This window comes from Methylobacterium sp. Gmos1, from assembly GCF_053764715.1.
On record NZ_JBSNCC010000011.1, the window covers coordinates 136,652 to 148,643 of the forward strand.

General features: G+C 71.8%; 12 protein-coding genes. 1 reads left to right on the forward strand and 11 read right to left on the reverse strand.

Annotated elements, in window-relative coordinates; all coding sequences use genetic code 11:
- Nucleotides 1-52 precede the first annotated feature (52 nt).
- From tolB to ruvB, 7 genes are all read right to left on the reverse strand, one after another.
- Complete coding sequence (tolB, locus tag ACS5PV_RS20645) at nucleotides 53-1,396, reverse strand: Tol-Pal system beta propeller repeat protein TolB (protein ID WP_455397216.1); 1,344 nt, start codon at nucleotides 1,394-1,396, stop codon at nucleotides 53-55.
- A 42-nt stretch (nucleotides 1,397-1,438) separates the two neighbouring features.
- Nucleotides 1,439-2,971 carry a cell envelope integrity protein TolA gene (gene tolA, locus ACS5PV_RS20650; protein WP_455397280.1) on the reverse strand — a complete coding sequence of 511 codons (1,533 nt, stop codon included), beginning with the start codon at nucleotides 2,969-2,971 and terminating at the stop codon, nucleotides 1,439-1,441.
- Between the two features lie 20 nt (nucleotides 2,972-2,991).
- A complete protein-coding gene (locus ACS5PV_RS20655; protein ID WP_455397217.1) occupies nucleotides 2,992-3,435 on the reverse strand; it encodes an ExbD/TolR family protein in 444 nt (147 codons plus the stop codon).
- A 31-nt stretch (nucleotides 3,436-3,466) separates the two neighbouring features.
- Complete coding sequence (gene tolQ, locus ACS5PV_RS20660; RefSeq protein ID WP_455397218.1) at nucleotides 3,467-4,183, reverse strand: protein TolQ; 717 nt, start codon at nucleotides 4,181-4,183, stop codon at nucleotides 3,467-3,469.
- Nucleotides 4,184-4,369: 186 nt separating this feature from the next.
- A complete protein-coding gene (ybgC, locus tag ACS5PV_RS20665; RefSeq protein WP_455397281.1) occupies nucleotides 4,370-4,774 on the reverse strand; it encodes a tol-pal system-associated acyl-CoA thioesterase in 405 nt (134 codons plus the stop codon).
- 254 nt (nucleotides 4,775-5,028) lie between these two features.
- A complete protein-coding gene (locus ACS5PV_RS20670) occupies nucleotides 5,029-5,976 on the reverse strand; it encodes a metallophosphoesterase (protein WP_455397219.1) in 948 nt (315 codons plus the stop codon).
- Nucleotides 5,969-7,015, reverse strand: a complete 1,047-nt coding sequence (gene ruvB, locus ACS5PV_RS20675; protein ID WP_455397220.1) for a Holliday junction branch migration DNA helicase RuvB — start codon at nucleotides 7,013-7,015, stop codon at nucleotides 5,969-5,971. Before ruvB ends, ACS5PV_RS20670 begins: the two co-directional genes overlap by 8 nt.
- A 137-nt stretch (nucleotides 7,016-7,152) precedes the next feature.
- Between ruvB and chrA the strand changes: the two genes are divergently transcribed.
- Complete coding sequence (gene chrA / locus ACS5PV_RS20680; RefSeq protein WP_455397221.1) at nucleotides 7,153-8,538, forward strand: chromate efflux transporter; 1,386 nt, start codon at nucleotides 7,153-7,155, stop codon at nucleotides 8,536-8,538.
- 270 nt (nucleotides 8,539-8,808) lie between these two features.
- Here chrA and ACS5PV_RS20685 read toward each other — a convergent pair whose 3' ends face one another.
- The 4 genes from ACS5PV_RS20685 to ACS5PV_RS20700 form a co-directional block, all read right to left on the reverse strand.
- A complete protein-coding gene (locus ACS5PV_RS20685) occupies nucleotides 8,809-9,711 on the reverse strand; it encodes a CheR family methyltransferase (protein WP_455397222.1) in 903 nt (300 codons plus the stop codon).
- 40 nt (nucleotides 9,712-9,751) lie between these two features.
- Nucleotides 9,752-10,936 (reverse strand): protein-glutamate methylesterase/protein-glutamine glutaminase, encoded by a 1,185-nt coding sequence (locus tag ACS5PV_RS20690; protein WP_455397223.1) that lies wholly within the window; start codon nucleotides 10,934-10,936, stop codon nucleotides 9,752-9,754.
- A 151-nt stretch (nucleotides 10,937-11,087) separates the two neighbouring features.
- Nucleotides 11,088-11,453, reverse strand: a complete 366-nt coding sequence (locus tag ACS5PV_RS20695; RefSeq protein WP_455397224.1) for a response regulator — start codon at nucleotides 11,451-11,453, stop codon at nucleotides 11,088-11,090.
- 17 nt (nucleotides 11,454-11,470) lie between these two features.
- On the reverse strand, nucleotides 11,471-11,971 hold the full coding sequence (locus ACS5PV_RS20700; protein WP_455397225.1) for a chemotaxis protein CheW: 501 nt from the start codon (nucleotides 11,969-11,971) through the stop codon (nucleotides 11,471-11,473).
- Nucleotides 11,972-11,992 lie beyond the last annotated feature (21 nt).

Sequence of the window (11,992 nt, forward strand, 5' to 3'; positions counted from 1 at the left end):
CGCTATCAGCGATGAGTGAGCCGGCCCGCTTTCGATGGGGCCGCCCCTCCCCTCACTTCTGCTGCGCGTCGATCAGCGGAGACCAGGTCGGGTCCGACGCGTAGGACGGCGTCGGGACCGGCTGCTCGACCTTGCCGGTGATGTCGACCATGTAGAGCTTGCCGCCGGCCTGACCGCCGGGGTCGCGGAAGAACATCACGTACTGGCCGTTCGGCGCCCAGGTCGGGCCCTCGTTGTGGAAGCCCTCCGTCAGCACCCGCTCGCCGGAGCCGTCGGGCTTCATGATGCAGATCGCGAACGAGCCCTTCCGCTGGCGGGTGAAGGCGATGTAGTCGCCCCGCGGCGACCAGGCCGGCTGCGAGGCCGAGCCGTCGCCGAAGGACAAACGGCGCGGGTTCGAGCCGTCGGCGCCCATGACGTAGATCTGCTGCTGGCCGCCGCGGTCGGATTCGAACACGATCTCGCGCCCGTCCGGCGAGAAGGACGGCGAGGTGTCGATGGCGTTGGCGTTGGTGATCCGGGTCTGGGCCTTCGAGGCGAGGTCCATCACGTAGATGCTGGCATTGCCGCCGTCCTGGTCGCTCATCACCAGGCGGCGCCCGTCCGGCGAGAAGCGCGGGCTGGTGCTCATTTCGGCATTGGTCGGGATCACCTGGCGCGAGCCGGTCGAGAGGTTGATCACCTGCACCCGCGGCTGCTGGCCGGTGACCTGCGACATGTAGGTGATGTCCTGGGTCGAGGGCGAGTAGCGCGGCGCCACCACCGAGGCCTCGCCGCTCGTCAGGTAGCGCACGTTGGCGCCGTCTTGGTCCATGATCGCGAGGCGCTTGCGGCGGTGCTCCTTCGCGCCGGACTCGTCGACGAAGGCGACGCGGGTGTCGAAGAAGCCGCCGATGCCGGTGATCTTGGTGTAGACCGCGTCCGAGATCAGGTGAGCCATCCGGCGCGCGTTGGCGCCGTCGCCGGCATATTGCTGGCCGATCATCTGCTGGCCCGACAGCACGTCCCAGAGCCGAAACTCGGCCTTGAGCCGGCCCGATCCGTCCCGGGTGACGCGCCCGGTGACGAGGCCCTGCACGCCGGTATCCTTCCAGGCGGCGAAGTTCGGGGCGGCGTCGAAGTTCGGGTTCTCGGGGAAGCGCGCCTTCTCCACAGGCGCGAAGTAGCCTGAGCGCTTCAGGTTGCTCGTCACGATGCCCGACAGGGTCGGGCCGAGGCCGGCATCACCGGAGAAGTCGGCGATGGCGATCGGCATCGGCTGGAAGGCGCCGCCGGGGCCGATGCGCAGGTTGAGCTGCGCCTGCGCCGGCGAGGCGAAGCCCGACACGAGGCCGGCGGCGAGGCACAGCCACAGGAGCGCGGCGAGCGCGTGACGCAATCGCGAGGGGGAGTGCATGGAGGGGACGTCCGTCGTGTTGTGAAGCCAAGCGGCGGAAGATCAGGCCCGCGGCAGCTCGAACTCCGCGTTGATGACCCGCCAGTCGTTGTAGAACGGGGCGTACTGGGACGGGATGCGGAACGGCGCGCAGCGCCGCACCGCCCGCACCGCGGCCTCGGCGATCGAGCGGTCGACCGCGCTGCCGCCGGCGCGCAGGATGCGCGGATCGGTGGTGAGGGACCCGTCGGGGTTCAGGCGGATGTCGAGCTGCGGCAGCACGATGCCTTGGGAGGCGCCGGGGGGCGCCGAGTAGCAGCGCTCGATCTGCTGCTGGAGCAGGCCGACCAGGGCGTCGCGCTGGCTCGGGTTGAGGCGTTGCGACGTGCCGGTGGCAGCACCCAAAGCTGCCGTGCGCTGCACCTCGCGGCCGGTGGCGCCGGTGGATTGCGACGGCCCGTGCGCGGCCAGCGCGTCGCGGATCGCGCCCGAATTGAACTTGGCGGCGAGCTCGGCCTGGTGCCGGGCCTTGGCCTCGGCGGCGGCCTTGGCTCTCGCGTCCGCGACCGCCTTGGCCTTCGCGGCAGCCTCGGCCTTGGCCTTGGCTTCCGCGGCGGCGTGGGCCTTGGCCTCGGCCTCCGCCTTGGCCTGCGCCCTCGCCTCGGCTTCAGCCTCGGCCTTGGCTTCCGCTTCGGCCTTGGCTTCGGCCTTCGCCTTCGCTTCCGCCTGGGCTTTCGCCTTGGCGTCGGCTTGAGCCTTGGCCTCGGCGCGGGCCTTGGCGGCCTCGGCCTGAGCCTTCGCCTCGGCCTCCGCTTCCGCCTTGGCCTCCGCCCGCGCCTTCGCCTCGGCCTCCGCGCGGGCCTTGGCCTCGGCCCTCGCCTTCGCGGCGGCCTTCTCCGCGGCGGCCTTCTCGGCCGCGGCCTTGGCCTCGGCCAATTCCTCGCGCCGGATCGCCTCGGCCTCGGCCTTCTCGGCGGCGGCTTTCTCCGCGGCCGCCTTGGCTTCCTTGGCGGCAGCCGCCGCAGCCTTCTCGGCCGCCGCCTTGGCGGCAGCCTTTGCAGCTTCCTTGGCGGCTTCCTTCGCGGCTTCCTTGGCCTCGCGCTCCGCCTCGGCCTTGGCTTCGGCGCGCGCCTCGGCGTCGGCCTTGGCCTTCGCGGCGGCAGCCGCAGCCGCGGCGGCGGCCTTCTCGGCATCGGCCTTCGCGGTGTCGGGGCGCGCCGGCGGCATCGGGGGCGGCTCGGGCTGCTCGAGGGCCGGGCGCAGGGGCGGCACCGGCATCTCCTCGGCGTTGGCGACCTTCATCTCGGGCGGACGCGTCGGCGGGGTCGGCACGTTGGCCTTGGCCTCGCCGGGGTCGTTCTCCTGCTGCTTGTCGGCGACCCGGTCGGCGCGCGGGCTCTTGGCCGGGGCCTCGCCGTCGCGCTGGCCCTTGGTCAGCTCCGAGAACTGGTTCTCGGTGATGACCTCGACCGGCACGCCCTCGTCGGCCTGCGGCAGCACGTGCGAGGCGGCGGCAAACAGCGCCAGCCCGATCAGCACCACGTGCGCGCCGGCCGAGATCCAGACGCCCGGCTCGGACCTGTCGAAGGGAAACACCACGGCGAAAACCCCGCCCCTTAACGCTGGTCGGGCTCGGTCACGAGGGCGACCTTCTTGAAGCCGCCGCTCGTCACGATCGCCATCACCTGGGCGACGCGGCCGTAATCGACCCGCTTGTCGCCGCGCACGAACACCCGCTCCTCGAAGCCGTCCTTGGCGGCGGCCGAGATCTTGGCGACGATCGCGTCGTCGGTGAGCTCGTCCTCACCGAGGAAGACCTGGCCGGTCTGGCGGATCGACAGGGTGACGGGCTTCGAATCCTGGTTGAGCGGGGCGGCCTTGGTCTGCGGCAGGTCGAGGGGCACGCCGACGGTCATCATCGGCGCGGCGACCATGAAGATGATCAGGAGCACGAGCACGACGTCGATGAACGGCGTCATGTTGATCTCGTTGATCGCGCCGCCCCGCCGGCCGCGCCGACGGCGCCCGCCGCCCTGTGCCGCTCCGGAGGCCATGCCCATCTGGCTCAATCCTTTTCAAAGAGGCTCGAGGTCAGGCCGCGAGGCCGATACGCTCGTCGATCTGGCGCGACAGGATCGCCGAGAACTCGTCGGCGAAGCCCTCGAGGCGGCCTTGCGACTTCGCCACCGAGGCCTGGAGCTTGTTGTAGGCGAGCACCGCGGGAATCGCCGCGAACAGCCCGATCGCGGTGGCGAACAAGGCCTCGGCGATGCCGGGCGCCACGACCGCGAGCGAGGTGTTCTTCGAGGCGGCGATCGAGGTGAAGGCGGTCATGATGCCGAACACCGTGCCGAACAGCCCGATGTAGGGGCCGGCCGAGCCGATCGAGGCGAGGAACAGCAGGCGCGATTCCAGCCGCTCGACCTCGCGCTGGATCGTCACGTCGAGCACCTTGTCGATGCGCTGGCCGAGGCTGCGGATCGAACGGCCGGAGCCCTCGTAGGACCGGCGCCACTCGCGCATCGCGGCGACGAACAGGGCGGCGAGCCCGGTCGCCGGCTTGTCGTTGTAGGCGCGAAACAGCTCCTCCAGCGGCCGGCCGGACCAGAACTCCTCCTCGAAGGCGTCCATCTCCGCCTTGGTGCGGCGAAACAGCAGCGTCTTGTCGACGATGATCGACCAGCACCAGATCGACGAGCCGAGCAGCCCGAGCATCACCACCTTGACGACGAAGTGGGCCTGCCAGAACAGGCCGAACATCGTGATCTCGGCCACGGGCATCGCCTGGGCGGCATCGGCGGGATTCATGCGGCTTATCCTCGCGTCCCGGGCCGATGAACGGCCCTCGGGCACTCCAACCGGGATCGGGGCTTTTCGTATCGTGGTTCGATCGCGCCCGAATCTGTCGAAAGTATGGGCCACCGCTCCCGGAAGAGCTTTCGCCCGCCGCGAGTTAAGCCCCCGCCAGGGTTAAGGAATGGTGAGCAGGATCGGTCAACGCCGCGTGAGGGTCCGGCGCAGGGCCTCCGGCAGGCGCACGGCGCGGCCCTCGCGCACGCAGGCCACCACGACGTCCGCCCGCACCAGGGTCTCGTCGCCGCGGCGCACCTCCTGGTCGAGATGCATCGAGGCGCCGCGCAATTCGCGCGTCGCGGTGAGCACGGTGAGCGCGTCGTCCATGCGCGCGGGCTTGAGGTAGTCGAGGCTCAAGCGCCGCACCACGAAGACGAGGCCGTCGGCCTCCCGATGCAGGTCGGACTGGTCGCCGGCGAGCCCGCGCAGGAGTTCGGTCCGGCCCCGCTCCATGAAGCGCAGGTAGCTCGCATGGTAGACGAAGCCGGAGAAATCCGTGTCCTCGTAGTAGACGCGCACGGGAAGAGCGTGGGCGTCCGGGGGCATGGTCTCGGGGTCGGTCACGCGGGTGTTGTCCTCTTGCTCAGAGCTCGTCGCGACGACTGCCTATATCCCACTCACGACCTCATCCTGAGGTGCCGGGCGATCTCAGATCGCTCGGCCTCGAAGGAGGGCTCCAGGGATCGCGAGACCTCTGGAAGCCTCCTTCGAGGCTCCCTACGGTCGCACCTCAGGATGAGGTCGAGGGAGGGATGAGAGATACACGTCGTGTCGCCCAGTCTACCACGGCGGACAGCCTGTCAGACCGTTGCCTCCGCCCCAAGCTCCACCACCACGATCTCCGGCGGCACCCCGAGGCGGATCGGCGCGATGCTGAGGCCCAGGCCCCCGGAGATCACGAGGTCGCTCGCCTCGCGGACATGGCCGTAGACGTAGCGGCCGGGATAGCGCGAGGGCACCACCGGCGACCAGCCGAACAGGCGCACCTGCCCGCCATGGGTGTGGCCCGACAGGGTCAGCGCCACCCGCGCCGGCACCTCGGCGAAGATGTCGGGCTCGTGCGCCAGGAGAATCATCGGCGCGCCGTCGGGCACCGCCGCCAGGGTGGCGGGCAGGTCGTGCAGGCCGAGCCGGCCGCGGCCGGTGCGGCGGCGCGCCGGCAGCAGGGCGAGCTGGTCCTCGAGCCCGGCGAGCCAGACCGGGCCGGCCCGGGTCGCGAGCGGCACCGCCGCGTTCGACAGGACCCGGATGCCGTTCTGCGTCAGCGCCGTGCCGGCGATGGTCGGGCCGGCGCCGCGCTTCTGGGCATCCTTGTCCTCCCACCAGTCATGGTTGCCGAGCACGGCGTAGACGCCGAGGGGAGCGGTGAGGCCAGCCAGCACCGGCGCCCACTCGGCTGCCGGGACGTAGCGGGTGACGTAGCGCTGGCCCGCCATGAAGTCGCCGACGAGTACCACGAGGTCGGCCTTGAGGGCGTTGGTCGCCGCGACGATGCCGGCGATGCGCTCGACGCTCATCCAGGGCTCGCAGGCGTGGATGTCGGTGAGGGCGGCGATGCGCAAGGTCAGCCCCGCCGGCCAGGGCGCGGCGGGGTTGGGCTGGATCGCGTAACGCGTCACGACCTGCCGGAACGGCTCGATTCCGGTGGCGTAGGCGCCGGTGCTGGCGCCGGACAGCGCGACGACGCCCGCCCCCTGGAGCACCCGGCGGCGGGTGAACAGGCGGTACCCCCTGCCCTCCTCACGCATCCTCGTCACCGGGAAACAGCCCGAACTGCACCGCGGGGTCGCGGTTCGGCTCCGGCAGGCCGAGATGGCGGAAGGCGTGGGCGGTGAGCACCCGGCCGCGCGGGGTGCGCTGCACGAAGCCCTTCTGGATCAGGTAGGGCTCGATGATCTCCTCGATCGCGTCGCGCGGCTCGGAGAGCGCCGCCGCGATGGTCTCGACGCCCACCGGCCCGCCGTTGAACGAGTGCGCGATGATGTTGAGGTACTTGCGGTCCATCGTGTCGAGGCCGGCGGGATCGACGTCGAGGAGGCGCAGCGCCCGGTCGGCGATGGCCCGGGTGATGGTGGGCGCGTCCTCCACGATGGCGAAGTCGCGCACCCGCCGCAGCAGCCGCCCGGCGATGCGCGGCGTGCCGCGCGCGCGCTTGGCGATCTCGTTGGCGCCGTCCGGCGCCATGCCGATGCCGAGCACCCGGGCGCCGCGGCTGACGATGAGTTCGAGTTCGTCGATGTCGTAGAATTCGAGCCGGATCGGGATGCCGAAGCGGTCGCGCAGGGGCGTCGTCAGCAGACCGGCCCGGGTGGTGGCGGCGACCAGGGTGAATTTCGGCAGTTCGATCTTCACCGAGCGGGCGGCCGGTCCCTCGCCGATGATGAGGTCGAGCTGGTAATCCTCCATCGCCGGATAGAGGATCTCTTCCACCGCCGGGTTGAGGCGGTGGATCTCGTCGATGAACAGGACGTCGCGCTCTTCGAGGTTGGTGAGCTGTGCGGCCAGATCGCCGGCCTTGGCGATCACCGGGCCGGAGGTCGAGCGGAAGTTCACCCCGAGCTCGCGGGCGACGATCTGGGCCAGCGTGGTCTTGCCGAGGCCGGGGGGCCCGACGAACAGCACGTGGTCGAGGGCCTGGCCGGTCTTCTTCGCCGCGTCGATGAACACCTGGAGATTGGCGCGCGCGGCCCTCTGGCCGGTGAAGTCGGCGAGGCTGAGCGGCCGGATCGAGGCGTCGGCATCGTCCTCGCGGCGCTCGGGGGTGAGGAGGGCTTTGGACTTGCTCAAGCGGGACCTGACGGGCTCTCGACGGACGGCGCGAGGCCGGCGGCACCCGCTCCCCGGATGTAATCGCTGGTGTCTGTCGCACAACGCGACCGATCGCGCTACGCTGCGGCGCAAACCGATCGGAGAGCGCGCCCCCCGTGACCAGCCTCGAGTCCGCGACGCTCGACCGGGCGCCGCCCCGGCCCGTCACCTTGGGCGAGGCCCTGCCGGTCTGGCTGCGGGTCGCCGCCCTGTCCTTCGGCGGCCCGGCCGGGCAGATCGCCGTGATGCACCGGGTGCTGGTCGAGGAGAAGCGCTGGATCTCCGAGAACCGCTTCCTGCACGCGCTCAATTTCTGCACGCTCCTGCCCGGGCCGGAGGCGCAGCAGCTCGCCACCTACGTCGGCTGGCTGATGCACGGGCCCCGCGGCGGCCTCGTGGCCGGCGGGCTGTTCGTGCTGCCGGGGCTTCTCGCCATCATGGCCCTGAGCTGGATCTACGTCCTCTACGGGCAGGCCGGCCCCGTCGCCGGGCTGTTCTTCGGCCTCAAGGCCGCGGTGCTCGCCATCGTGCTGGAGGCGGTGCAGCGCATCGGACGCAGGGCCCTGCGCGGCCCGGTGATGACGGGGCTCGCGATTGCGGCCTTCGTCGGCATCTTCTTCCTCGACGTGCCGTTCCCCCTCATCGTCGTGGCGGCGGGCCTCGTCGGGTTTGTCGGCGGCAGGATCGGGCATCCGGCCTTCCGGCCCGGGGGCGGGCACGGGGCGACGTCCGGCGCCGGCGCCTACCTGTTCGGCGACGACGCGCTGCCGCGCGAGCGCACGACCTGGCGCGAGACGCTCGCCACCCTAGCGCTCTGGGCCGCGATCTGGCTCGTCCCGGTCGCCGCGCTCCTCCTGGCGCTCGGGCCGGAGGACGTTTTTTCCCGCATCGCGGTGTTCTTCTCCAAGATGGCGCTCGTCACCTTCGGCGGCGCCTACGCGGCGCTCGCCTACGTGGCGCAGGCGGCGGTGGAGCGGTACGGCTGGATGCGCCCGGGCGAGATGCTCGACGGCCTCGGCATGGCCGAGACCACGCCGGGTCCGCTCATCATGGTGACGCAGTTCGTCGGCTTCCTCGCCGCCTTCCGGGCGCCGGGAGCGCTCCCGCCGCTCCTCGCCGGCACGCTCGGCGGATTGCTCACCACCTGGGTCACCTTCGCGCCGTGCTTCCTGTGGATCTTCGTCGGCGCGCCGTATGTCGAGCGCCTGCGCGGCCATTCCGCGCTCGCCGGCGCGCTCTCGGCGATCACCGCGGCGGTGGTGGGGGTGATCCTCAACCTCGCGGTGTGGTTCTCGCTCCACACACTGTTTCGCGAGTTGCGGCCGGTCGCCCTCGGGCCGGTGCGGCTCGACGTGCCGGTGCTGGCCAGCGTCGATCCTGTCGCGCTGGCCCTCGCCCTCGCGGCGGTCGTGGCGGTGTTCCGCTTCCGGGTCGGGATGATCCCGGTGCTGGGAGCCTGCGCGGCGGCGGGAGTGGGGTTGCGGCTGGCGGGGCTGATCTGAGGAGCGGACGGGATCCCCCCTAACCGCAAGCCAACTCCGGTTGGAGAAGAACCCCGCGGGTTGCGACGCTTGCGCGATATCAGGCACCGGGCATCAGCCGGGATCGACACCATCCTCCTCGATCCGCCTTGCGCAGGGGTATGGCGGTGAGGCGTTCCGGGTGACGGCCGCACGTCCGCGACGGCGCCAGCCGCCCTCCCCGGGGAGGCCGACCGGCGTCGTCGCGAGACGGATCGGGCCAAGGTTCCGCCGCGCCCGGGGTTCGTGCCGTCAGCGCGCAGCCCAGCGCAGGCCCGCCGCGGCAGCCGCCGGAGCGGCGGAGGTCCCGAGGCTCGGCGCCGAGGCCCCCGCGCTCGCCCCGGCCCTGGCGTGCCGGTAGAGGCCGCGGTGATCGGGATCGGGCGAGAGCGATTCGGTGATGCCGATCACCGTCTCGGCGGCGCCGAGCAGCACCGCGCCGTCGGGAGCGAGCTGATCGGCGATGCGGCGCAGCACGTCGGCCTTCGTCACCGTGTCGAAGTAGATCAGCACGTTACGGCAATAGACGATGTCGAAGGTGCCGAGCTGCTCGAACGGCTGCAGCAGGTTGAGCGGCCGGAAATCGACCATCTGGCGCAACGATTCCGCGATGCGCCACTGCTCGCCCACTTGCGTGAAGTGCTTGAGCATCAGCTGCACCGGCAGGCCGCGCTGGACCTCGAACTGGTTGTAGAGGCCGAGCTTGGCCTTCTCCAGCACCTCGGTCGAGAGGTCGGTGGCGACGATCTCGACCCGCCAGCCGGCCAGCCGGGACGCGGCCTCGGCGAGCAGCATCGCCAGCGAGTACGGCTCCTGGCCGGTCGAGGCGGCGGCGCACCAGATCCGCAGGCGGCGCTGGCCGGCCCGGGCGGCGAGCGCGCCGGGCAGCAGCACGTCGCGAAACAGGTCGAACGGCGTGCGGTCGCGGAAGAAGAAGGTCTCGTTGGTGGTCATCGCCTCGACCACCGCGCGCTCGATGGCGCTGTCGCGGGCGAGCCGCAGGCAGCCGACCAGCTCGGTCAGCCCGGCGAGGTTGAAGCGCCGGCAGACCGGCGACAGGCGGCTCTCGACCAGGTAGCGCTTCTCCGCCGTGAGGGCGAGGCCGGAGCGCTGCTTGAGGTAGAGGCGGAGGAAATCGAACTCGGACTCGGTCATCGACGCGGCATCCTCCCCCGGATCCGTGGCAGGATATCCATCAGTGGCCGCCGATGGCGGTGCGGAGCGCCGGGCCGATCGCCGGCAGCGGCAGGATCTCGTGGGCGTAGCCGGCCTTCACCAGGCTGCCGGGCATGCCCCAGACGGTCGAGGTCGCCTCGTCCTGGGCGAGCATGACCCCGCCGGCATCGACGAGCGCCTTGGCGCCCTTGGTGCCGTCCGAGCCCATGCCGGTGAGCACCACCGACAGGGTGGCGGCGCCGTAGACCTCGGCGGCGTCGCGGAACATCACGTCGACCGCCGGGCGGCAGAAGTTCACCGGCGGGCCGTCATTGAGCTGGATCACCGCCTCGGCGGCGGTCCCGGTCAGGCCCATGTGGCGCCCGCCGGGGGCGACGTAGACGACGCCCGGGCGCACCGGCTCGCCGTGCTTGGCCTCGGCCGCCGGCACGCCGATCCGGGCGCCGAGATGCTCGGCGAAGACCGCGGTGAAGACCGGCGGCATGTGCTGTACGATCAGGACCGGCACCCGCCGCAGGGTCGCGGCGCCGATGGCCTCCAGCACCTCTCCCACCGCCCGCGGGCCGCCGGTCGAGGAGCCGATCAGCAGGCAGCGCGGCGGGCTGGTGCGCAGGGGCCGCGGGCGCAGGCTCACCGGTGCGGCGGCGACCGCGGGGCGCGCCACCGGGGCCGGGGCGACGGCCGCCGGGCGCTCGGGCAGCCCGACCGGGCCGGGGCGCTCGGGCAAAGCCGCCGGGCGGGCGCGGGGCCGGTTGCGCAGGTCGGCCCCGAGCATGCGGATCTTCTGGACCAGGTCCTCGCGGAAGCTCGCCTGGGTGGTGACGCCGCGGTTGCCCTCGGGCTTGGGAAGGTAGTCGATCGCGCCGAGCGCCAGGCAGCGCAGCGAGATCTCCGCGTTGCGCTGCGTCAGGGTCGACATCATCACGACCTGGAGCCCGGGGCGCTTGGCCAGCATCCTCGGCAGCGCCTGGGTGCCGTCGAGCTCCGGCATCTCGATGTCGAGGAGCACGATGTCGGGCTGGACCCGGTCGAGGGCGTCGAGGGCGATGCGGCCGTTCGAGGCGGTGCCGACGATCTCGCAGCCGGCTTCCTCGAGCCAGCGCGAGACGAGGCCGCGGACCACGACGGAATCGTCGGCGACGAGGACGCGGATGCGCGGTCCGGCGCTCGCGGACGGGGTGGAGGGCGCGGCGGATGCGGCCATGGCGTGGTCTCGGTGGGCGCGCCGCGGGGCGGCCGGGGGATCGGGCCCCGGTCGCGAAGCCGGGGCGTCTCGGGGCGTGTCGGGCGCGCCGGCCTCGCGGGCGAGGCCGGCTTGCGGTGGGATTCAGGCAAGGCCCACTGCGCGGTGGGACTCAGGCGAGGCCCACCGCCTGGAGCTTGGCGGTCATGATGTCCTTGTCGAAGGGCTTCATGATGTATTCGTCGGCGCCGGCTTGCAGCGCCCGGGCGATCGACGCGACGTCGTTCTCGATGGTGCAGAACAGCACCTTCGGATGGTCGCCCGCGGGCAGGCGGCGCAGGGCGCGCAGGACGTCGTAGCCGTCCATGTGCGGCATGTTCCAGTCGAGCAGGACGGCGTCCGGCATGTGCGAGCGGCACTGCTCGACCGCCTCGCGGCCGTCCTCGGCCTCCGCGACCCGGAAGCCGAGGCCCTCGATGATCCGGCGCGCCACCTTGCGGATCACCGCCGAGTCGTCGACGATCAGGAAGGTTCTCATCCGGCCGTCCCCGCGGATCACGCCGCGCTGGCCGCTTGGCGCTCATCGCCGAAGGCGAGGACCGCCTCGACGTCGAGGATGATCAGCAGGCGGCCGTCGAGGCGGTGCACCCCGCGCGAGACCGCGCGCCAGCGGTTGTCGAGGTGGACCGGGTTCGGCTCGTAGGTATCGGCGGAGAGCTTCATCACCTCGCCGACCTGGTCGACGAGGAGCCCGTAGGCCTCGCCGCCATGCTCCAGGCCCACCGCCATGTTGCGGCCGTCGCCGGTGCGGTCGGGCAGGCCGAGGCGCCGGCGCAGGCAGAGCGCCGTGACGACGCGGCCGCGCAGGTTGAGCAGGCCCTTGATCTCCGGCGGCGAGAGCGGGACGTCGGTGAGGTTCGTGGCGATGAAGACGTCGTGCACCCGGTCGATCGGCAGGCCGAACAACTCGTCGCCGAGGAGGACCGTGACGTAGTCGGTGGTCTCGCCGGCGGAGGGCGCTGACGTGCCGGCGGTGTTGGTGTTGGCGGCCATCATGGGCGGGGCTCGGGCGTGTGA